18 protein-coding genes and 3 pseudogenes are annotated in these 22,014 nt (G+C 62.1%); 9 read left to right on the forward strand and 12 right to left on the reverse strand.

From position 1 onward, the window contains the following. Positions 1-399: 399 nt before the first annotated feature. A pseudogene (locus tag NKI20_RS19725) lies at positions 400-636 on the forward strand (transposase); the annotation flags it as partial. Between the two features lie 246 nt (positions 637-882). Here NKI20_RS19725 and NKI20_RS19730 read toward each other — a convergent pair. From NKI20_RS19730 to NKI20_RS19765, 8 genes and pseudogenes are all read right to left on the reverse strand, one after another. Next, a pseudogene (locus tag NKI20_RS19730) lies at positions 883-1,669 on the reverse strand (IS630 family transposase); the annotation flags it as partial. A 121-nt stretch (positions 1,670-1,790) separates the two neighbouring features. Then, positions 1,791-2,174, reverse strand: coding sequence for a ubiquitination-like system serine protease family protein (locus NKI20_RS19735; RefSeq protein ID WP_352833275.1), 384 nt, complete (start codon positions 2,172-2,174; stop codon positions 1,791-1,793). Positions 2,175-2,177: 3 nt separating this feature from the next. Continuing rightward, on the reverse strand, positions 2,178-3,575 hold the full coding sequence (locus tag NKI20_RS19740) for a ThiF family adenylyltransferase (protein ID WP_352833278.1): 1,398 nt from the start codon (positions 3,573-3,575) through the stop codon (positions 2,178-2,180). A gap of 1 nt (position 3,576) precedes the next feature. Next, the gene (locus NKI20_RS19745) at positions 3,577-4,443 is read right to left on the reverse strand and encodes a multiubiquitin domain-containing protein (protein WP_352833281.1); all 867 of its coding nucleotides are present in this window, start codon (positions 4,441-4,443) and stop codon (positions 3,577-3,579) included. A gap of 50 nt (positions 4,444-4,493) precedes the next feature. Beyond that, positions 4,494-7,931, reverse strand: a complete 3,438-nt coding sequence (locus tag NKI20_RS19750; RefSeq protein ID WP_352833284.1) for an ATP-dependent helicase — start codon at positions 7,929-7,931, stop codon at positions 4,494-4,496. A 1-nt stretch (position 7,932) separates the two neighbouring features. Continuing rightward, positions 7,933-8,481, reverse strand: coding sequence for a hypothetical protein (locus tag NKI20_RS19755; RefSeq protein ID WP_352833287.1), 549 nt, complete (start codon positions 8,479-8,481; stop codon positions 7,933-7,935). Next, positions 8,478-9,272, reverse strand: a complete 795-nt coding sequence (locus NKI20_RS19760; protein ID WP_352833290.1) for an RNA polymerase sigma factor — start codon at positions 9,270-9,272, stop codon at positions 8,478-8,480. The genes NKI20_RS19755 and NKI20_RS19760 overlap by 4 nt, the downstream gene beginning before the upstream one ends. A 121-nt stretch (positions 9,273-9,393) precedes the next feature. Beyond that, positions 9,394-10,359 (reverse strand): hypothetical protein, encoded by a 966-nt coding sequence (locus NKI20_RS19765; protein ID WP_352833293.1) that lies wholly within the window; start codon positions 10,357-10,359, stop codon positions 9,394-9,396. Between the two features lie 36 nt (positions 10,360-10,395). On the opposite strand from NKI20_RS19765, the gene NKI20_RS19770 reads away from it, so the two are divergent. Then, positions 10,396-10,560, forward strand: coding sequence for a hypothetical protein (locus NKI20_RS19770; RefSeq protein ID WP_352833296.1), 165 nt, complete (start codon positions 10,396-10,398; stop codon positions 10,558-10,560). Between the two features lie 195 nt (positions 10,561-10,755). Here NKI20_RS19770 and NKI20_RS19775 read toward each other — a convergent pair whose 3' ends face one another. The 4 genes from NKI20_RS19775 to NKI20_RS19790 form a co-directional block, all read right to left on the reverse strand. After that, on the reverse strand, positions 10,756-11,856 hold the full coding sequence (locus NKI20_RS19775; protein WP_352833299.1) for a GTP pyrophosphokinase: 1,101 nt from the start codon (positions 11,854-11,856) through the stop codon (positions 10,756-10,758). 204 nt (positions 11,857-12,060) lie between these two features. Further along, on the reverse strand, positions 12,061-12,291 hold the full coding sequence (locus NKI20_RS19780; RefSeq protein ID WP_352833302.1) for a hypothetical protein: 231 nt from the start codon (positions 12,289-12,291) through the stop codon (positions 12,061-12,063). Then, entirely contained in the window at positions 12,288-13,481 is a 1,194-nt protein-coding gene (locus NKI20_RS19785; protein WP_352833304.1) for an IS91 family transposase, read from the reverse strand. Before NKI20_RS19785 ends, NKI20_RS19780 begins: the two co-directional genes overlap by 4 nt. A 2-nt stretch (positions 13,482-13,483) precedes the next feature. Then, positions 13,484-14,392 (reverse strand): tyrosine-type recombinase/integrase, encoded by a 909-nt coding sequence (locus NKI20_RS19790; protein WP_352735048.1) that lies wholly within the window; start codon positions 14,390-14,392, stop codon positions 13,484-13,486. A 304-nt stretch (positions 14,393-14,696) separates the two neighbouring features. Between NKI20_RS19790 and NKI20_RS19795 the strand changes: the two genes are divergently transcribed. From NKI20_RS19795 to trbJ, 7 genes and pseudogenes are all read left to right on the forward strand, one after another. After that, the gene (locus tag NKI20_RS19795) at positions 14,697-16,727 is read left to right on the forward strand and encodes a conjugal transfer protein TraG (protein ID WP_352833307.1); all 2,031 of its coding nucleotides are present in this window, start codon (positions 14,697-14,699) and stop codon (positions 16,725-16,727) included. A gap of 119 nt (positions 16,728-16,846) precedes the next feature. Then, positions 16,847-17,272, forward strand: a complete 426-nt coding sequence (locus tag NKI20_RS19800) for a CopG family transcriptional regulator (RefSeq protein ID WP_352833310.1) — start codon at positions 16,847-16,849, stop codon at positions 17,270-17,272. Continuing rightward, a pseudogene (trbB, locus tag NKI20_RS19805) lies at positions 17,269-18,236 on the forward strand (P-type conjugative transfer ATPase TrbB). The gene NKI20_RS19800 and the pseudogene trbB overlap by 4 nt, the downstream one beginning before the upstream one ends. An 11-nt stretch (positions 18,237-18,247) precedes the next feature. Continuing rightward, on the forward strand, positions 18,248-18,556 hold the full coding sequence (locus tag NKI20_RS19810) for a TrbC/VirB2 family type IV secretion system protein (RefSeq protein ID WP_023689362.1): 309 nt from the start codon (positions 18,248-18,250) through the stop codon (positions 18,554-18,556). Beyond that, entirely contained in the window at positions 18,556-18,828 is a 273-nt protein-coding gene (locus tag NKI20_RS19815; protein WP_023689361.1) for a VirB3 family type IV secretion system protein, read from the forward strand. The genes NKI20_RS19810 and NKI20_RS19815 overlap by 1 nt, the downstream gene beginning before the upstream one ends. Next, on the forward strand, positions 18,822-21,272 hold the full coding sequence (gene trbE, locus NKI20_RS19820) for a conjugal transfer protein TrbE (RefSeq protein ID WP_352833313.1): 2,451 nt from the start codon (positions 18,822-18,824) through the stop codon (positions 21,270-21,272). The genes NKI20_RS19815 and trbE overlap by 7 nt, the downstream gene beginning before the upstream one ends. Then, positions 21,269-21,994 carry a P-type conjugative transfer protein TrbJ gene (gene trbJ / locus NKI20_RS19825; RefSeq protein ID WP_352833317.1) on the forward strand — a complete coding sequence of 242 codons (726 nt, stop codon included), beginning with the start codon at positions 21,269-21,271 and terminating at the stop codon, positions 21,992-21,994. Before trbE ends, trbJ begins: the two co-directional genes overlap by 4 nt. The last annotated feature ends 20 nt before the right edge of the window (positions 21,995-22,014 follow it).

Genomic DNA, 22,014 nt, shown 5'->3' on the forward strand with positions numbered 1-22,014 from the left:
GACGAAGTCGTTTCGCGTCTCCGGAAATTTCAAGAAACCATCAATGCCTCGTCGCCCGTTCTGCAGAAGCCCGACGAGTAATTCAAGTCTGAGCAGCGTTACGGCCGAATACAGGGCCCGTTGTCCCAATCGGGACAATCGGCCGGCACTGGCGGCGGCGTTACGGCGACAGGAACAGTCCTCGACCTTTTTACTTCGCCAACGACCGCTTTGCGCGCCCAATCTCGGTCGTTGAACGGTCTTAATCGAAACCCCAAAACCTGCCGGTCCGGTCAGCTAGAGCGTTTCAGATTTTGACAGAAGCGTATCCAGCGTTTGCGAAGTAGTTTCTGCATTCATTGGGTTCGATGGTTGAAACGAGGTGGCCGATGTGTCGCCAGGTGTCGTCGATGGTTCGGGGTGGGCCGGATCTCGAAGATGGGCAACCGTTATATCCGACGTTTGCTATATCTGGGCGCAATGGCGCAGATCATGCTTAGACGTAGGCTCAAGCGCGAGCCGGGATCGGATTGGCTATCAAGCATGTTGAACCGGAAGAAGGCGAAGGTCGTCGCCATCGCTTTAGCGCATCGCATGGCAAGAACAATCTTCGCAGTCCTTAGGGACGGATCGCGTTACGAGCCGCAGGCAGCCTGACAGGCTCTCGGAATGGTCAGGGCAAAGTGAGGTGATGGCGAACAAACGGAGACGAAGAACCAGGACACCCCGATCAATCCGAAGCGCCTCGAGCGCGCTCGATTGAGTGGGACCTGTTCTCCAAGCGGATATTCATCAGGGCGCGCAGCGATCCCGTTGCACATTCAGACGCCGTATACATGGCCGCAACCGACCTGTTCACCAAATCCAATCCGACACCCTTGACCCGCAGGAGCCATCCATACATGGGTTGAGGTCGGGCGAGTATGGCGGCAGATACCAAAGCCTGGCGCCTGCGGCGCGGATCATCTGCCGGATGGCGGCCGACTTGTGGGAGCCAAGATTATCCATGACGACGATGTCGCCGGGCTGGAGCACTGGCACGAGCTGCTGCTCGACATAGGCCCGGAAGCTCTCGCCGTTGATCGGTCCATCGAAGACGCAAGGGGCAGCAAGACGGTCGAGCCGCAGGGCGCCGAGGAAGGTCAGCTTGCGCCAGTGGCCGTGCGGAGCAAAGCCGCGCAGGCGTTTGCCGCATGGTCCCCAGCCGCGCAGCGGTGCCATGTTGGTCTTGATCCAGGTTTCGTCGATGAACACCAGCCGTTCCGGATCGAGACCCGCCTGCCAGGAACGCCAGCGTTGTCGTCGGCGGGCAACATCGGCGCGAGCTTGCTCAAGGGCGAATAGCGTTTTTTTTGAACCGCAATCCTTCGCGCCGCAGGAAATGCCATACCGTGTCGTGCGAGACCTTCACACCGCGCGCCGCAAGTTCGTCCTTCAGCCCATGCAGCGACAGATGCAACGTCTGGTTGATCCGTTCCACGATGAACGCCCGGTGCGGCTCCAGAACACGCTTGCGGTGGCCGCCCATCTTACCCGGTGCCACAGACCCATTCGCCCGATAGCGCTGCGACCACTTCACCGCCGACGAAACCGCCACGCCAAAACGAGCCGCCACCGAGCGGCAGCTCTCGCCAGCCTCGATCGCGCCAACAACACGCTCACGTAGATCGTTCGAAAGGGGAGCCGTCATCTGATGCTGGCCTCCGATCCAGCCAGCATCTTGAATCACAAAACCACTCTCACGGGAATCCCGCAGATTCAGTCAAAATCTGAACTGCTCTAAGCGATGTCCATGTAGGGTGGGATCCGGCCTAGACTATGTTGGCCGATTCCTGTGTTGGGGCGGATATTGGGCGTCCGTCGGCACACCAATCGATCCGGCCCCCCTTTATCCAGAAGTGGCAGCCACACTCGTTCAGTTGATGCACGGACGGTTGCACTGTGGGCCGACGCCAGAAATCCCGGATCACGTTCCAACGCGGTCGGCGGCTAGGGTTCAACGACAGGCTGATGGTCTTACCGCACCCGCCCGGGCAGGACAGGCATGCCCACTTCTCGATCTGCCCGTCGCGGACGACGAGCAGTTTACCAGGTGGGATCACTACGCTGGTGGGAAAGATCGGCGTGTTCTCGGTGATTAGGTCGAACCGGAGGACCCCGAGGAAGCGCAGGATGCGCGCGATGCTGTTTTTCACCTGCTAGCCCACAATGTCTAGGAACGGTGTCACGTCGCCAGCGCCGCTGGTTGAATCGGAACTGCAGACCGGGCAGCCGTCGCGGTGCGGGTGGGCGATGAAGCGGTCGTCGCGGGCATGCCAACGGCGAATTCGGTTCGGGATCATGCCCTCTATTCCATGGAAGCCGGTGAGAGCGGCGATCAACTCGTCGACGGCCACTGAGGCTATCTCGGTGGTGAACGTGACGACCGCCGGCGCGGGTTCGCCGCCCCCGATGACGTAGGCCTCGTCCTTGCGACGCTGGTACTCCTCGGGACGAGTGCGCTCCAGATCCTCCTCGTTCGCCCGCGCGGCGTTCACCACGCCCGAGCAGATCAGGCACGGGCGTCCGGGCAGTATGGTAGTCACGCGGCCATTTAGGTCGGCACTGTGCGTCTCGGTAGGTGCAACCATGCGGAGGCCGACATCGATCACCGGGATGCCATAGAAGTAGGCGAGGCGATTGATGAAAATTCGGCCTGAGTTGTCGTCGGTGCAACCGAAGACGAAGTCCGACGCCTTGAGAGCGTCGCGCACCTCCACCGACTTCACCCAAGCCTTGCTGGTGACAAGATGGCACTCGACGCCCATGGCCTCGATCTCGCGCTTGAGGATATCGACCTTGGGCATCCCAACATCGGACCTGTGGGAGCCGTGAACGCGGTTGAGGTTGCTTTCGGCCAAGGTGTCGTTGTCGATTAGGTAGATGCGACCGACGCCGAGCCGGGCCAGCAAAAGCGCCACCGGACTGCCGGTGCCGCCGCAACCGACGACGCAGACCCGGAGCGAGCGCAACGTCACGTTGAAGCCGTCGCCAAAGAGGCGGCGCTGGCGATCGAGATGCGACGAAACCATGCCCTCCATCTGCGCAGACGTGTGGCGTGCGTAGCGGCCGCCGACGATCTGCACGGCATCGGCCAGAAACCAGGTATTCCCGTCAAGCCAGATTCGGGCGCACACCGAGCCATCACCGCCGAGCACGATGCTGACCAGACCGCGCACGCCCTTGAGATGCGCGGTGCGGGCTAGCTCACGCTCGTTGCGGTCGTCCTGGTCGGAGAAAAAGGCGTGGCTGCCCGGATGGGTGTGCACGATCGCGGGCACCTTGCCAGCGATCAAGGCATCGCAGAGCAGCCGCATGAAAGCAGTAGTGCTCCAGGTCACATGCGTCGGCGAGGCGCTGATCCTCTCGGCCGCCGGGATGTCGACCACCTGGTGGGTTACCAGACGCAAACGGGGTTCGGCGGTCCAAGGATCGGCGATGATGTCGGAGGAGCCCAACAGCGCATAGGCCGCCGCTTCCGGCGCATCGCGCCCCGGAAGCAGCGGGCGGAGCAGAACCATGTGCTGCTCGAGAATGGTGACGTCGACGGTGGTCATCTCAGGCCGCCTTCTGGAACGCCAGCTCGGCGCGGGCGACCATGGTGCGAACTCCATCGATGCCGGCACGCCAGTCGGCGTGGCGGGACCAGCGCTGCCAGTTGGTGCCGGCGAACTGATGGGCGACATCGGCGCACTTGGCGTAGCCACCGGTCGACTTCAGCTTAATCCAGGGCGACGTATAGAACATGTCGACGCTGGCGTCCGGATAGCCAGCCGGTAGCTGGATCATGATGTCGACGGCCTCGCGGTCGAACTTGCCCGGCGGGAGCGGGAAGTTCTTGATGACGACGGCACCGGAACCGGCTTCGCCGATGATCTCATAGGTCAGGCCATTGTCCTCGAGGTAACGGCGGTCGACCGACGGAAGGGCAACCAGCCCCTCCGTCGTTTCACGGATCACGGTGATGAAGCGCTCGATGCCGTTGCCGGACAGATCCACCAGATCGGTGTCGGCGATCGGGCGATCATGGCTGCCGCGCACTTCAAGATAAATGGTGTAGCGCTCGTCGACACCGGCCAGATTGCGGAGTGCCTTACCGCTGATGAGGTTCCTGCCCCAGGACATCTGGCGCTCTTCGATGGTGAAGTTGAACGAGCGATCGGTCTCGAAATAGGCGAAGACCTCGGTGCCCTTGCCGCGGAGGTCGAAGGTCTCGTCCAGGCGGATGTCCTCGAACTCGCCGTTGGGCAGGATCGCGAACAGCGAGTAGTTCTCCACGTCGCGGACGCCGGCCGCGGCCAAGATCTGTCGCCCAAGGGCAATCGGATCGGCGACGGAGGTATCGTGATAGTTCACGCCGTCCTTGGTGAGGCGGACGCGGAAGGCGGTAATGGCGGCCTCGGCCGCACGGTGTTCGGTAGTCATGGTTCGGTGTTCTCCACGGGACAGCCGCGTGGTGCGGGCCCTCTGAAGAACTAATCGGAGCCTCTAGACTGAACCGGTAACGCTGCCCGAAACTTTTTTACAAGCGTTCCGGGGGGCAGGGCGCCACAGATGAAAAAGGCCGGGCAGCGCGGGCACGACCGGCTGCTTCGCTCAGCGGGAAGGTCGCCGGCCAGGATGGAAGAAATCACGTTGTCGACGGCTGCGCGTCGCGCAGTCAGCTTCTTCGGGTCGATTTCGATCCGCATCGGCTCGCTATCGGCAAGGTGCACGACCTCAATCGTCGACCCGGGGAAGGACTCCTGCGCAGCGAAGAAGAACGACGTCGAGGCTGCGTCCGTCTGCGACTTCTTCGTGGCGTGACCAGTTCTGACCCGGCGAACCAGCATTATGCCTGCAGCGTCCTCGAGGATGTCGTCTACCCGGACATCGATCGTGGCCGGGCCGGAATTGAGAAGGATCCCAGGATTGGCGATCTTGGTCATCCCAGCACGGCTCTCGACCAGTTTCGCGATCAGCGTCTCGGCGATGGCCCGGTATTCCTCGGCATAGCCGTTCGCGCTGACACCGGTCTCCTCGAGCGCCGCTCCGAGGCGCCGATCGACGTCAGCGGGGTCGACCTGATTGGGCGCTTCCTTCACCATCCAGTCCACGACCAGCTGTACGGCATCGTGCATCTTCATGAAGGTGGTCTCGAACCGCTTCCCGCCTACCTCGAGCAGATAGGAGTAGTAGAATCGGCGAGGGCAGCTGTCATACGTGGCCAACTTTGTGTCGCCGATCGAAACGGTGTCTTCGAACAGGATGTCCACCTTTCCCGCGTCCTCCGGCGGCAGCTCCAGGGCCGGATCGATGTGGGCCCTGGTCGCCGGTGGCACGATACGGTCGATATATACCGAATGCCCCCACCTCGAGCCCGCGGCATTCTTCGTCGGGGTGTAGAGCGTCAAGCGGTCCCGGGCTCGGGACATGGCCACGTAGAACAGGCATTCCTGCTCGTCGAGATGGGCCCGGTGGCGCATTTCCTTGCCGGTTCCTTCGAGACCTTGGATCAGACCATCGGCCGTCTCGATGCCCTGAAACATATTGGGCGAACGGGGCAGGCTGTTAGAGTTCACGCCGGGGAAGTGGACGGCCCGGAACTCCAGTCCCTTGGAGCCATGGATGGTCATGAGGCGAACGGCGTCCAAGCCCTGAGCGGAGGCTGGAAGCTGCCGCAGATCGCGCTCGTCGGCGAGCCGAACGAGGCGCCGAATCCGATCCAGCAGTCGAACGATGGGCAGGCCTCGGCCTGGTGCCGGATTTCGTACGAAGTTCATGAGCTGCCAGACGGCTATGCTCTTCGCGCGCGATGCGATGGTGGCGCCCGTTCCGAGGTCGGCCGCGATGCGGGTGCGATCCAGCAGAAGCGCAGAGAGGATGTCCCAAGGCTGCGACTTCTCGTCGAATCCTGCCATAACTTTTCCTATTGCGGCCAGCGCGATTCTGCCACCAGCGGTCAGTCCTGGGAGGTGCTCCGCAGTCGCGGACCAGGCGGGCTCTGGAGCGGTGCCGGCCGCGAGCGACTGGATGACATGGGCGGCATCGGCGATGCCCATCGCGAACTGCGGCATTGTGGCCGCTCTGACTATGCCCATGGCCCGACCGTCGACCAGCATGGACAGGATCGACAGCAGGTCCTTTATCTCCGGCCGTTCGAAGATGCTGCCCAGATGCAGTACTGGGATGCCAAGGCTCTCGAGGGCGGCGCCGAACTTGGCCAGCTTGTCGTTACCGGTGCATAGGATCGCTTGGTCCCTGTAGTCGATGCCCTCGGCCCTGAAGGCCTCGATGGCCTCAGCGACCGCTTCCATCTCGTCGGCGGCATAGTCGACCTGACGATGCTCAGGGAAGTGACCGGACGCGCCCCTGGCGGCTTCAAGCGAGGAATCCTTGCCGCGGGCTACGTTCATTTCCTCCGCGAACTTGGAGAAGGTCGCTACGATCTCGCCGGTGGACCGGTAGTTGATGGTCAGTCGGCCATCCTTTGCTCCAAGGAAGTCCTTGGCGAAGTTCGCGAGGTTGACCGACGACGCGCCTCGGAATCGGTAGATGGATTGCTTGGCGTCTCCGACGGCCCAGAGATGTTTGCCCGTGGGGCGCAATTTCCTAAGGAGTTCGACGCTGCTGCGGTTGACGTCCTGGTACTCGTCAACGAGCACGTGTGCATAGCGCACAGAGAGCTCCGACCTGACGTCTTCGTGCTCGGTCAGCAGCTTGACTGGTAGAGTGACGAGGTCGCCGAAATCCAGCCGGGGCATTGCGCCTTTGATCTCTTCGTATCGCTTGTAGACGCGGGCGACCTCGGCCTGCTTTTCGGCCTCGACCCTAGCTTCAACCGTTTCAGCCGCCGCTGCCATGAGGGTGACCAGGTGCTCGAACTCGATCGGGCCTGCCAGCTCGTCCTTCGCCCGCGAGATGGCAGCGAGGATCTTGTCGAGGTTCTCGGTCGGATCCCAGAGGTTCTTGTAGTGCTGGAGATCGAGCTTGGGCGCTTCGACTTCGAGCAGGCCGATGGCATCGGCGCGATCGATCATCTTTGGATCATCGGGCAAACCCAGACGGTCGTGGAAGCGACGGATGAGGTCCAGGCCGAAGGAGTGGAACGTTCCGATCCACATGGCTGCCGCTGAAGCGGCGTCCAAGGCGGCGATGCGATCGAACAGTTCGCCCGCCGCCTTGTTGGAGAAAGTGAGCACCAGGATACTGCGCGGGTCGACTTTTTTGGCTAACAGCCATGCGACTCGTCCGACCAGGGTCTGCGTCTTGCCGGTGCCCGGACCAGCCTCGAGGAGGTAGGGCTCGCCCCAGTGTTCGGCGGCCTCCCTTTGTTTCTCGTTCAGGGGGCGTTCCACAGGCACCTTAATGAGTTCTGGATCGGCTTCTGGCAGCAGCAGCGCATCGAGCAATTGCTGGAGGATGGCGGGGCGCGGCGCTCCTATCATCCGCATGAGGTCTTCCGACGTCATGGCGCTTTCGACATGAAGAGCCTTGGCAGTCGCGCGAGGCAGGAGAAGTTCTCTTGCGAATAAATCCATCTGGACCTCTCGCCGCTGGCGACGGCTGTAGTCCTCCACCCGCTCTGCGCCGACCGGTGGCATCTCCGAAGAGCGGGACGGATCGATGTGCCTGGCTTCGTCCCGCTGGGTGCGGTCCCCCAACTGGACGTGGCCGACCTCATGGGCGACCAGAAAAGCGTCTTCGAAGTCGGAACCGGTTGCTTCGTGCGTGATCAGCGGCGTGGCCGGATCGTAGACCGCCCTGGCGCCGTTGAGCATCGGGCTGCCCCTATCGACCTTCTGTACTTCGACACCCGCAGCGTCGGCCGCGGCCAGTGCCAGTTGGTAGGGCTTGGTGATGTCCGAGCCCTTCGCGATCAGCTCTCGGTTGATCTCGGCGGCGCGACGACGTGCGATTTCGATCCCGTCCATGTCACTCCTCGTCGAGCAGCTTCGCGATCTCTTCGGAAGTGTGGCCGCATTCTCTCATGACGTCGGCCAGCGTCATCTGTTGCGCAGCGGCGGGCTTGCGGCCCGATTTGTAGCTCGCGCCCGGCGCCAAGTTTCGGGGTGCATCGAGGTACGCCGATAGCTCTTCGAGGCCTGCTCCCAAGGCTTTCGCGAGGCGTGCGAAGAATCGCTGTGGGATGGACGCGAACAATATCGCGCGGTCACGCAGTTGTACCACGACCGCGGTCTTCACGCGCAGAGACCTCGCCACCTCCCTCGTGAAACGCGCTGCGGTTAGCGGCTCTGAAGATATCTGCGAATATCTCGCCCAGGAGTCGGCGACGACAGAGGATTCGAGATCGAGCGAAGAATCGTCGATCTCGTCGAACTCAAGCTCCAGAGCGAGGGCAAGGAGGTCGGATCTGAGATCCGGGTACGCAGAGAGGTAACGGTCTAGCGTTTCCTTGTCGTGGCTCGGTTCGATTGCGAAAGCTGCGAGAACTTCCTCGGTCTCGTCTGGGTGACGGATCATTCTAGCGCCTCCAGTGCTTGTCGGAGCTTATCGAGAGCGCGGTCCCTTCGATTGCGGACCGTCTTCTCAGCGCATCCGACGATGCTCCTGACCGTGATCGTGTTGGTTTCGTTTGAATCAATTTGATAGCCCTTAAGCATGAGCACAACGACTTCGCGCTCGTTTGCCGGTAGTTCCCTGATCGCAGCACCCAGCGCCGACCGGTAAGTCGGATCGTCGATTTTTTCGGGGTTGAAGGGATCGAACGAACCGGCGGCTGCTTCCACCTCGGGAGAGATGGCCTCATCGTCGTTGTAGCAAAGCGGCTGCTCGCGGCTCTCCTCGGTGTCGGTTTTGGTGCGGGCAGTGGATCGCAGCAGCTTCACGGCGGATGCGAAGTTGATCTCGAAGTAGTCGAGGCCGTCGTAGTAGCCGTTCCGATCCTGCGTCAGCTTGACCTCGAACACGAAAATGACGGCCTCAATGATCTTTGCCGCTCGCGCGGTGATGGCGCGCTTGCCATCTACGTAGTGAATGGCCCTGGCGACCGTGGCCGCACGTTCCACTCTGGCGATGAGCGCCTTGTACATGAGTTCGAAGTGACGGGTGGAGTTATCGCGCTTCGACTTGCGGACGAAATGCAGCAGGCACTCCGGCGGCAAGAAATCTGGGTGCGCCGGCGACGCGATGCGCATACGCTCGATCAGTTCATCGCGAGGCAGCTCTTCCAATCGATCGATCAGAGCTTCAACCTCATCGCGCCGGCGATAGAGCTCCCCGCCGTCTTTTCTCTTCCTCAATGGCTCTGCCAAAAATTCCCCCTCGTACTAGTAGCAGCCAAATCAAACTATCACCGAGCCGGTCCGATTTTCAGCGCATGCAAGCCTCAACCCCCAACCATTGTCGTTTGCGGGATCGATGACCACGCTCGCTTCAAGTGATGACAACCCTGTTCGCGTCGTCGATTACGTACGGGACCTTCTTCAAGTCGGCTGGCGCAACCACGGCATTTAGCTGCTTGGGATTCCAGAGATTCCAGAACGGACCGCTGAGCTGTGCCCACGATGCAATGGGGAGCTGGACGATTAATTCGGCCAGACCGGTCGCGGCCGCGTGTACCCAGACGCGCTCGTTGGGCATCGCATAGACCTCATCGGCATGTTCCAAGATTTGGCTCCGTAGCTTCTCGACGGCCACTGGGGCGGGCGCCACGGTTGCGACGTCCACAGCGGCTAGCGCGATCGCGGAAAGAACAGCGATACACATATGGTCACGTCGCAGGTCCGGGATGAGCCGGGCGGCTGTTGGCCGGTCCTCATATTTCGAAATGATCCGGATGAGCTGCCGGTAGTCGCCGTCCCAAATGCCGGCGTTGAGAAAATCCTGCTCCTCGACGAACCGGCTATAGACGACCGGATCGAAGTGCTCCTTGCCATAATGGAAGCAGCCGGTCGCGAGCAGCTCCGCCTTCATCGTGTCCCACTCTAGCCCTTTGATCCATACAAGGTCGAGATGGGTGGCGAAGATATCCTCGGGGAGCGGCAGACTTACATAAACTTCAGTAACGCCGCCGACATAGACGTCATAAGCCGAGATCCACAGCAGGCGACTGATTACCGTCTCGACCGGCGCCGAAGTCGCGCCGATTCCAGCCTCGATCAGCGTCTGAACGGCTGCCCGCCCTGCGGTTGCCATATCGACCGTGCGCTTCAGGCGAATGGGTGTGGTCGGATCGTGCTTGGCGTCATTGTAGAGGTCGCGCAGACCATGCAGCTGACGACGTACAGTTTTGTCGATACCGATCGCCTTAAGACGGTTGATAAGGGTATCGAATGTTTCGGCAGCAATGGCGCCCGGGAAAACCGCCGTCTTGAAAAAGCGCTCGACCCGCGACCCCAAGCGCTCGATGATCGAGCGAATGGTGGCGTCTTCGTAATGCTCCAGACGCAGCGCATCGAGCGCGGCGAGCGCGTCATCAAAGGCTGCGTCTATTTCTTCGCCGCGGGTCGCGATGTGCTGAGCCTCCTTTTCGGTTGTGTCCTAAATAAGCGTCGCCAGCAGCAGCTGTGGTTAGAGCCTGCTTCAATACGCTTCCAGTGAAGGTATCGCGAGATTAAAGTCTATTCAAAATTAGGAACGGCAAGGGGAAATCATTTGAGAGACCAGAATTGGCTTCGAGGGCGGTAATCCTCGGACGCGCTGCTTGCGATGAACGGCAGCTAACCTCGCTCTGTTGACCCGAAAGCCGCCAGTCTGAAAACGGCCCCGATGCAGGCGTGGCTCAGGGTAAGTCGGCTACCCTTCTTCTTGTAGATCATTGGCCGCGCGCCAAGTGTCGAAGTTCTCGCGCGCGATGTTCGTCAGCATGCCGGCGAACGCATCGGGATTAGCCGCGTACAGGGCGTGCCGCATCTCTGTGAACGCGTTGAACTTGTCGCCCCGGCCGCTCTCCAAGAAGAGGGTCTTATAGCGGCGCACGAGCCCAATCTTCGATCGAAGATAGTAGTTGAATTTGCCCCGGCTGATTTGGGGCTGCCGCTCAATCACCTCGGCGGTGAAGCCGTCGAGCCTACTGGGCTCGAAGTCTACGTCTGGGAAGAAGTGGCGAGCGACGCGCAGCAGCCTAAAGGCGTTTAGGGGAGCGTATTGCCCGCGCTCGATGTCATCATTCGAGCTAGACGGCTCGGCAACGGCATCGTCCGGGGCAGGTTCCGCAACTTCCGCCTCAGGCTCTGCCTCAGCCTTCTCGATTTCGCTTGTCGTCTCGTCGCGAACCTGGCGGAACTCGCGGTCAGCTAGCTCAAACAAGGCGGCAAGCGTGTTGATACGGCGCTTCAGTGAGGCAGGGATCGATTTCTTATATTTGATCTTGTGGTCGAGCGTGCTCCACGAGTCTTGGACAATCGTTCGGATTTGAAGCTCGAAGCGAAACGGAGCGAATAACTGATATTCCGGCATTGCGGCGCGCGCGCCATCGAGCCTGAGGTCGAGGTGCAGACCCTTGTAGCCGAACAAGTTCTCGGTCCTCTCAATCTCGGCAGTCTTATCGGTCACGTCGATCACGTTGAAGTGCTGACGGACCAGTTCGCCCACCGGCTCGATCTCGTCGTCGTACAGGCAAACGAGGCGCAGGCCGATCAGATCGGTGATGTTATCCTTGATTTCGTAGGGCGTTTGGCTCTTTTCGAGAGCTTCTTGATACTTGCGTGTAAATTTCTTGATCGATTCCTCGCGATCCTTGATGCGGCCGGTAGCCGTCACAACGTGATCGCCGTGGGCGAGAAGCGAGCTCAGAAGCGTCAGGAACGCACTCTTCGCCTGGTCAAGGCGCTGAGCATTGTCGTTATAGTAGTCACGGAATGCGGCCTTTTCGGCCTCGAAATCGAGTGACGGCATGTTGATTCCTCCCCAGGCCACATGAAAGCTTGAAGCGAGTCGCCAGCCAAGCGCTTTCTGCAACCCCGGAGCGAACTCGGGCGAGTATGTCCGCTTTCTGAATGCTACAACTGAAACCGGACAGGCAGGAAGCGTGAAGAGTTTCGGGCGCCGGCAGGCGTACGAAAGTCCCCGAGGAAGGAACCCGCGGGCCACAGTCGATGGCTATGGGGATTTCGATTTGCGGCTGGTGTCGGCGATGGCGCGACCGCCGCCGGGAAGCGGCGGGTTTGATGCGGCCGGACCGCTTTGCCTTTCAGCCATGCGGTATCGTCGGCTCGTCGCGCGGCCGGACGCGGCCGGTTCGGCGTCGATGATCACCATAGAGACGGGTGGGTCCGTTGCCGGAGGCTGGGTGCCTGCGGCTGAAGGCTGGATCATACCATGCGGGGTCATGGACAGTTCTCCCGGTCTGTCGCCGCCTTGTGCGGCGGTCCGCGCGGCTGCCTCCATCGTTCGAACGTCTCGATGATGATCATGCGTCCGCCGCAGCAGGGGCATGGCGGCCGGAAGTCGTCCGGTTCCGCCGCAGGGTCGTTCGTGGGGGGAGGCACGACCGCGAGCAGCTCGCGGGCGAGTGCGAGGCTCGTGTTGCGGGAACTGCTGGCAAGTAGCCCATAGTGCCGGATGCGATGGAAGGCGCGCGGCAGAACATGAAGCAGGAAGCGGCGGATGAACTCGTCGGTCGCCAGTGTCATGACCTGCTGGCGATCGGCGCCGTCGCGGCGGTAGTCCTTGTAGCGGAAGGTGACGCTGTTCTTGTCTAAGGCGATCAGGCGGCTGTTTGAGATCGCGACCCGGTGGGTGTAGCGCGACAGATAGGCGAGCACCGCCTCCGGCCCGGCGAACGGGGCCTTGGCATAGACCACCCAGCGCTTGTTCCGGACCGGCGACAGGTGGCGCAGGAATGCCCGCCGATCTGCCAGGTGCGCCATTGTTCCGAAGTAGGTGAGCCGGCCAGCGTCGTGCAGCGCGACCAGCCGGGAGAGGAACAGGCGGCGGAACAGCCTGCCGAGAACCCTCACCGGGAGCAGGAAGGCCGGACGCGACGAGACCCAGCGGCTTCCGCCCGGCGCGATGCCGCCGCCCGGCACGATCATGTGGACATGCGGGTGGTGGGTCAGCGCCGAGCCCCATGTGTGTAAGACGGCGGTGATGCCGATCCTGGCGCCGAGGTGCTTCGGGTCGGCGGCGATAGTCAGCATCGTCTCCGATGCCGCCTTGAACAGCAGGTCGTAGACGAGCGCCTTGTTCTGGAAGGCTATGTCGGCGACCTCGGCCGGGAGCGTGAAGACAACGTGGAAGTAGCCAACCGGCAGCAGGTCGGCCTCGCGCTCGGCCAGCCAAGTCCGCGCCGCCGCGCCCTGGCACTTCGGGCAGTGCCGGTTGCGGCAGGAGTTGTAGGCGATCCGCCATTGGCCGCAGTCCTCGCAGGCTTCGACGTGACCGCCAAGGGCCGCGGTGCGGCAGTGCTCGATCGCCGACATGACCTTGAGCTGGGCGAGGCTCAGGTGCCCGGTATGGGCGGCCCGGTAGGCGGGTCCGGCAGCACGGAAGATGTCGGCGACCTCGACCGAGGCGCGCACGCTCAGCCGTCGGGTGAGATCTCTTCCGGCTTGAACAGGCCAAGCTTGTCGAGCGGGCTCGTGACGGTGCGCACCGTGCGGGTTGCAACCTTGGTATAGAAGGCGGTGCTATTCAGCTTGGCGTGCCCGAGCAGGACCTGGATGATCCGGATGTCGGTGCCGTCCTCCAGCAGGTGGGTTGCGAAGCTGTGACGCAGCGTGTGCGGCCCGACCCGCTTGGCGATGTCGGCCGCCTGCGCTGCCTCGACGACCACGCGATAGAGCTGGCGGGTGCTGATGGGCTTCATCGCATGCTGCCCAGGAAACAGCCAGCCGTCTCGATGCATCACGCCCTGCTGGCGTCCGACCTTCCACCACTGGCGCAGCAACAAGAGCAGGTCTTGCGACAGCATGGCGTTGCGGTATCGCCCGCCCTTGCCGCGCTCGACGCGCAACAGCATGCGCTCGCTGTCGATGTCAGCAACCTTCAGCGTCGACACCTCCGCCACGCGCAGGCCTGCGCCATAAGCGACCGACAGTGCGGCCTGGTGCTTGAGGCAGGTGGTGGCGTTGAGCAGCCGGGCGACCTCGTCGCGGCTCAGCACCACCGGTAGCTTGCGCGGGTGCGCCAGACGAACGAGCTTGCGCGCCAGATCGGGACGATCGACCGTATGCGTGAAGAAGAAGCGCAGCGCCGACACGATGCTGTTCATCGTTGGCACGGGAACACCGTCGTCCTGCTGCTCGATCTGGAACCGGCGCAGGTCGTCAGTGGTCGCGGTGTCTGGTGAACGCCCGAGGAACGTCGCTAGGCGTCCGATGTCGCGGAGATAGTTGCGCTGAGTCTCCTGTGAGAAACGCCGCATGTTCATGTCGTCGATCAGCCGCTGACGCAGTGGACTGATAGGTGCATCAAGAACAGGATAGGGCATGGTCAGGCTCCTTGTTGAAGAAGCCTGTGATGCTCTGCCCCTGCCGAACCCCGCTCAACGCAGGCGCAACGACCGGTTCTTGATCTCTACCTCAACCGCGGGCGCCCATCCCGCGCAGCGGGTTCGTTCAACGGCCTAATACAAGTCATTCGCTCGTGCCTTCGCGATGACATTTCTTGGCGCCCCCAATCTTCCAAGCCTGCAACGTTCACTGCATCGCACGGGCGCGTATATTGGGTATCTTCATTATTCTGAAACGTCACGCCATCCTGCTTCCGTTTAACAAAACTCGGAGGCTCCGCCCATGACACCGACGAAGCTCCTTGTCGGTCAGATAGTCGTTGTGTTCGCCATCGTCATTCTCGGCGTATGGACAGCGACTCAATGGTGCGCCCAAACTTTAGATTATCAGCCGCAACTCGGACCCCCATGGTTCGTCGCAGCCGGATGGCCGATCTACAAGCCGTGGCAACTGTTCGAGTGGTGGTTCCATTTCGACGCATACGCGCCCGAGGTCTTCGACACGGCCGGGATGCTTGCGGCCACCACAGGCTTCATGGGCTGCGCGGCCGCCATCGCTGGCTCCCTCTGGCGTGCGCGGCAGCGCGGCCTAGTCACCACTTATGGCTCGTCGCGATGGGCCGTGTCTTGGGAGATCGAGAAGGCAGGGCTGTTTCGACCAGCCGGTGTTTTCCTTGGCAAGCTGAAGGACCGCTATCTTCGCCATGACGGGCCGGAGCACGTAATGGCCTTTGCTCCCACGCGCTCGGGCAAGGGTGTTGGACTGGTTGTTCCGACGCTTCTTTCCTGGACCGGCTCGGCCGTCATTCACGACATCAAAGGTGAGAACTGGCAGCTGACCGCCGGCTGGCGGTCGAAGTTCTCGTACTGTTTTTTGTTCAATCCGACCGATCCGAGGTCAGCACGCTACAATCCGCTACTTGAGGTGCGCAAAGAAGTGAACGAGGTCCGCGATGTCCAGAACATCGCTGATGTCTTGGTGGATCCGGAAGGTGCGCTCGAGCGGCGCAATCATTGGGAGAAGACCAGTCACTCACTCTTGGTCGGCGCCATCTTGCACGTGCTCTATGCCGAAGAGGAAAAGACGCTCGCCCGCGTCGCCACCTTCCTGTCGGATCCGCAACGCTCCTTTGCCGCGACGCTGCAGCGGATGATGACGACCAATCACCTCGGCACGGCGGACAAGCCCCAGGTCCATCCGGTCGTGGCCTCCGCAGCGCGCGAGGTGCTGAACAAGTCGGAAAATGAGCGTTCTGGCGTGCTCTCGACCGCGATGTCGTTTCTCGGGCTCTATCGTGATCCGACAGTGGCCGCGGCAACATCGACCTGCGACTGGCGCATTGCGGACCTGATGGATGCCGAGCGGCCGATGTCGCTCTATCTGGTCGTGCCGCCGTCGGACATCTCGCGCACCAAGCCGCTGGTGAGACTGGTGCTCAATCAAATCGGCCGCAGGCTGACTGAGCGCCTGGAGGGTGACCCGAAGAAGAGCCGCAGGCACCAACTCCTCATGATGCTCGACGAATTCCCGGCGCTCGGACGCCTCGATTTCTTCGAGACCGCGCTTGCCTTCATGGCAGGCTACGGCATCCGCGCCTATCTGATCGCTCAATCCTTGAACCAGATCTCCAAGGCCTATGGCGAGAACAACGCCATTCTCGACAATTGCCATGTGCGGATTTCCTTTTCTTCCAATGACGAGCGCACGGCCAAACGCATCTCGGACGCGCTCGGTACAGCGACGGAACTCAGATCCATGCGCAACTATGCCGGCCATCGGCTGGCACCTTGGCTTTCGCACGTCATGGTGAGCCGCCAGGAAACTGCGCGACCGCTGTTGACACCAGGCGAGGTGATGCAATTGCCGCCTTCGGACGAGCTGGTGCTGATATCAGGATTGCCGCCGATCCGTGCGAACAAGCTCCGCTACTACGAGGACCAGAATTTCACCGAACGGGTGCTGCCGGCGCCGGTGTTGCGCGACGGTCTGTACGCGGACTGTCCTGCGTCGCGCCCCGACGATTGGAGCGGACTAGTCCGCAGTGTTGACCGCCGTCTGGCTGCAGATGACGAAAACGCCGGCGCGGCAATCGAAGAAGACGGCGGCGTGCAACAGCAGCGTCATCCCGGCCTGCCTGAAGACCACGTCGTCGTCTCTCAGGACCCTGATCAAGACGACCTCTTCAATCTGGCGGACGATGACGCCGAGGCACTCGCAGACAAGCGCGTCATGGACCGGGTTTCCACCGCAGCCAGCGCCTACGGTATCAACGAAGGAAGGGGCGACGACAAGGACATCATCCCCGGCTTCTAAGCGCTTTCGCAGCTCAGGCGTATCTCAGCGTAGATAACGCCCATAAGCGATTTTTCAGATATCGGCGATGTTCGTTCCCGCCGCCGGCGCATCAGCGCCGGCCAGTCGGAACGAGCCCCATGAAGCCCCATCGCATCCGCCACCAGTTTCTGCTCGAACCCGCGTTAAGCGAGAAGCTGGAAACGCTCAGTCGCAACCCGTCGACCACAAAATCGGCGATCGTCGCGAAAGCGGTCGAGGCCTTCATCGAGCGGCGTGGCGAGAACGAACTCGACAATCGTTATGGCAGGCGGCTCGACCGTCTTTCCCGCGACCTCGACCATATCCGAACCGATATCGAGGTGATCCTGGAGAGCCTCGCACTCTTCATACGCTTTTCGATTACGCTTCATTCCCACACGCCGGTCCCGGATCGGGCGACACAGGCGATTGCCCAAGAGCGCTTTGACAAATTCGTCGAGCAGGTCGGTCGCCAGATCGCCTCCGGGAAGCGCTCGCTTGGCAACGGCAATGGCAATGGCAATGGCAATGGAGGCGAAGGATGAGCTCTCATCCCGCAGCCGACCACCGCCGCCGCGCCATGCTGCGCACAGCCATGGGCCCCGCGATCACCGAGGCCCTTGCCGATCCGACCGTCATCGAGGTGATGGTCAACCCCGACGGCGCGCTGCGGCTCGACCGGTTGGGAGAAGGCCGGGTCGATACCGGCGTGCATATGTATCCATCCGAGGCCGAACGCATCGTCCGCCTCGTTGCCTCTCACGTGCGCGCCGAGGCGCATGCGGACAACCCAATCGTCAGCGCCGAACTACCCTCAGGCGAGCGTTTCGAGGGCCTGTTACCGCCAATCGTCTTGGCGCCATGCTTTGCCATCCGCAAGCCGGCAGCAAAACTCTACACGCTGGCCAACTATGTCGCCGATCGCATCATCCTCCCGCTGCAGGCCGATGCGCTGAGGAAGGCGGTCCGTGAGCGGCGCAACATCCTGGTCGCCGGCGGCACGTCGTCGGGCAAGACCACGCTTGCGAATGCGCTGTTGGCAGAAGTCGCCGAATGCGATGAGCGGGTGATCCTAATTGAGGACACCCGCGAGCTGCAATGCGCAGCCGAGGACTGTGTTGCCTTGAGGACGAGGCGGGGTCGGTCACGCTTGGTGATCTCGTGCGCTCGACGCTGCGACTTAGACCCGACCGCATCATCGTCGGCGAAGTGCGGGGCGCGGAAGCCCTCGACATGCTGAAGGCATGGAACACCGGACATCCCGGCGGCATTGCCACGGTTCACGCCAATTCGGCACGCTCCGCACTCTATCGTATTGAGCAGCTCGCCCAGGAAGCCGTTGTCACCGTTCCCCGCCGGCTGATCGCCGATGCCGTCGACTTGGTCATCTTTATTGCCGGAAGAGGACCCGCGCGCCGCGTTGACGCGATCGCCGAGGTCACGGGTCTCGACGGCAGCGGCGATTACGCCGTCACCCCGCTCACACTTCCGCAACTCCAGCAGCTCTGAAAGGTCACCTCATGCGCAAGAAGCTTCGCTTTCTTTCGTTCGCCGCCGTCGCGCTTCTTCTCACGGCCCAGGCCCACGCTGCCGGCTCCGGCATGCCGTGGGAACAGCCGCTGCAGCAGATTCTGGAATCGGTGCAGGGGCCGGTCGCCAAGATCATCGCGGTGATCATCATCATCACCACCGGCCTGACCCTTGCCTTCGGCGACACGGCGGGCGGTTTCCGCCGGCTGATCCAGATCGTCTTCGGCCTGTCGATCGCCTTCGCGGCCTCGAGCTTCTTTCTTTCCTTCTTCTCCTTTGGCGGCGGGGCAGTCGTCTGATGAGCACCGGAGAGCAGCATATCGAAGGCTTCGAGGTTCTGGTCCATCGGGCGCTCACCGAGCCGATCCTGCTCGGCGGCGCGCCGCGGGCGGTGGCGATCCTCAATGGCACGGTGGCCGCGGCCATCGGCCTAGGCCTGCAGCAGTGGATTGCCGGTCTGATCCTCTGGATCGCCGGCCACACGCTCGCGGTCTTTGCCGCACGGCGTGATCCGGATTTTGCCAGCGTGCTTGTCCGTCATCTTCGTCAAAAGGGCTGGCTTGCATGCTGAAGCTTTCCGAATACCGCGGCAAAGCCGACCGGCTTGCCGACCATCTGCCGTGGGCAGCACTCGTCGCGCCCGGCATCGTGCTCAACAAGGATGGCAGCTCCCAGCGGACATTGCGGTTTCGTGGCCCCGACCTTGAAAGCGCGACGGAGGCCGAACTTATCGGCATATGCGCGCGGGCAAACAATGCGCTGAAAAGGCTCGGCTCCGGCTGGGCATTATTCTTCGAGGCCGAGCGCAGCGAAGCGCTGGGCTATCCGAGCTCGGCGCTTCCCGATGCTGCCTCATGGCTGATCGATCAGGAACGGCGCGCGGCCTTCGAGGGCAAGGTCGCGCATTTCGAGAGCATCTATCATCTGACCTTGGTCTTCATGCCTGGGCCCGATGGCCAAGCGCGCGCGGAAAGTGCTCTCGTCGACTCGCATGACTTGGGAGGGGAAAGAGACTGGCGCCAGGAGCTTGCCCGGTTCCGAGACGAGACTGACCGCGTTCTCGATCTTCTTTCGGGCTTCGTGCCCGAGGTGCGCGCGCTCGACGATGCCGAGACCCTGACGTACCTGCACGGCACGATCTCGACACGCCGTCATCCGGTCGCCGTGCCGGAAACGCCAATGTATCTCGACGGCGTCCTGGTTGACGCGCCGCTGACCGGCGGCCTAGAGCCGATGCTGGGCGAGCAGCATCTGCGCACGCTCACAGTTCTCGGCTTTCCGAACGTCACCCGGCCAGGAATCCTTGATGCGCTCAATAACCAGGATTTCGCCTATCGCTGGGTGACGCGCTTCATTCCACTCGACAAGGCGGAAGCCACGAAGACGCTGACTCGGCTCCGCCGGCAGTGGTTTGCCAAGCGCAAATCGATCGCGGCTATTCTGCGCGAGGTGGTGACCAACGAACCCGTTCCGCTCGTCGACAGTGACGCCGACAACAAGGCGCTCGATGCCGATGCAGCACTGCAGGCATTGGGCGGCGATCATGTCGGCTTCGGCTATCTCACCACGACGGTGACGGTGTGGGATCAGAACCGTAAAGCCGCCGCGGAAAAGCTTCGCGCCGTCGAGCGGATCGTCAACGGGCTCGGCTTCACCACCATTCGCGAAAGCATCAATGCCGTCGAAGCGTGGCTTGGTTCATTGCCGGGTCATGTCTACGCCAACGTTCGCCAGCCGCTCGTTCACACGCTTAACCTTGCCCATCTCGTGCCGCTGTCGTCCGTGTGGGCAGGTCCAGCGGAGAACGAGCACCTTGCCGAGGTCACCGGCGATTACGCTCCGCCGCTTCTTTTCGCCGAAACCAGCGGCTCGACGCCGTTTCGGCTTTCGACCCATATCGGCGATGTCGGCCACATGCTGATTGTCGGGCCGACCGGTGCCGGCAAGTCGGTTCTGCTTGCCCTGATCGCTTTGCAGTTCCGGCGCTACGCTGGCGCGCAAATCTATGTCTTCGACAAAGGCAATTCGGCCCGCGCCGCCGCGCTTGCCATGGGCGGCGACCACCATGCGTTGGGTGCGAATGGTGCGCTTGGTTTCCAGCCGCTGCGCCACATCGACGACCCGGCCACACAGAGCTGGGCGGCCGAATGGATCGCCGGCCTCATTGCCCACGAGAATGTCACCGTCACCCCGGAGGTGAAGGAGGCAATCTGGTCGGCGCTCACCAGCCTCGCCACCGCGCCGGCGCAGGAACGCACGCTGACTGGCCTGTCGGTCCTGCTTCAGTCCAATGCGCTCAAATCGGCGTTGATGCCCTACACGCTCGACGGTCCATTCGGCCGGCTGCTCGATGCCGATGACGACCGGCTGGCCATCTCGGATGTCCAGTGTTTCGAGACCCAGGAGCTGATGCACAGCCAAGGCGCTGTGCTGCCTGTGCTCACCTATCTGTTCCATCGTCTTGAGGACCGGTTTGACGGGCGGCCGACGCTGCTCATGCTCGACGAGGCCTGGGTCTATCTCGACAACCCGCTCTTTGCCGCCCGCATCCGCGAATGGCTGAAGGTGCTGCGTAAGAAAAACGTCTCCGTCATCTTCGCGACGCAGTCGCTTGCCGACATCGCCGGCTCTTCTATCGCACCCGCAGTCATCGAGAGCTGCCCGCAGCGCATTTTTCTCCCCAATGATCGTGCGGTGGAGCCGCAGGCACGGGCAGCCTATGAGCGCTTCGGTCTTAATGAGCGACAGATCGAATTGGTCGCCCGCGCCACGCCGAAGCGCCACTACTATCTGCAGTCGCGCCGCGGCAATCGCCTCTTCGAGCTCGGGCTAGGCCCGATCGCTCTTGCGCTTTGCGGCGCCTCCGACCCGGCCGCGCAGACCCTGATCGACAATATTCTTTCCCAAGAAGGGCAGGGCAGCTTTGCCGCCCGTTTCTTCAGTGCGCGCGGCCTGGATTGGGCTGCCGAGCTTCTCCAGCAATTTCCTCAACCTAACAAGGAGCAATCGTCATGATCGGACGCCGCCTTTTTACTAGCCTGGTCACCGTTTCCCTGATCGCCAAACCGATGGCTGACTACGTCCAGCCGGCCTATGCGCTCATCGTGTTTGACCCGTCCAACTATACGCAGAATGTGCTGTCGGCAGCACGCGCATTGGAGCAGATCAACAACCAAATCCAGTCGCTTCAGAACCAGGCGACCATGCTGCAGAACATGGCGCGCAACCTTCAGCGCCTGGATTTCTCTTCCGTGGGCCAGCTTACCGGCTCGCTCCAACGGATTGACGGTCTGATGACCCAGGCGAGCGGCCTGAGCTTCGATCTCGACAAGCTGCAGGACCAGTGGCGCCAGCAATATCCGGAAAGCTACGACGCCACCATCAAGGTCAGCGATGTGGCGGGCGCCGCGCGCGAGCGCTGGCAGAGCGCCATGCAGGCGTTCCGCCAGACCATGAGCGCGCAGTCGCAGATCGTCGAGAACGTGCAGGCCGATGGCGACCTGCTTACCGATCTCGTCAATCGCAGCCAGGGCGCGGCAGGTGCCCTCGAGGCAAGCCAGGCTACCAATCAGCTGATCGCGCTTTCGACCAAGCAGCAGATACAGATCCAGACGCTGCTTGCGACCCAGTTCCGGGCCGAGGCCGAGGATGCGGCGCGCAAGGCGCAGTCTGAGGAAGCCGCTCGCGAGACGACGAAGCGTTTCCTGGGCACCGGCACGGCTTATCCCGGCAACTGAGCGGCAGTTCTTCAAGACAA

It is taken from the genome of Mesorhizobium sp. M0830 (assembly GCF_040319965.1).
Classification (GTDB): domain Bacteria; phylum Pseudomonadota; class Alphaproteobacteria; order Rhizobiales; family Rhizobiaceae; genus Mesorhizobium.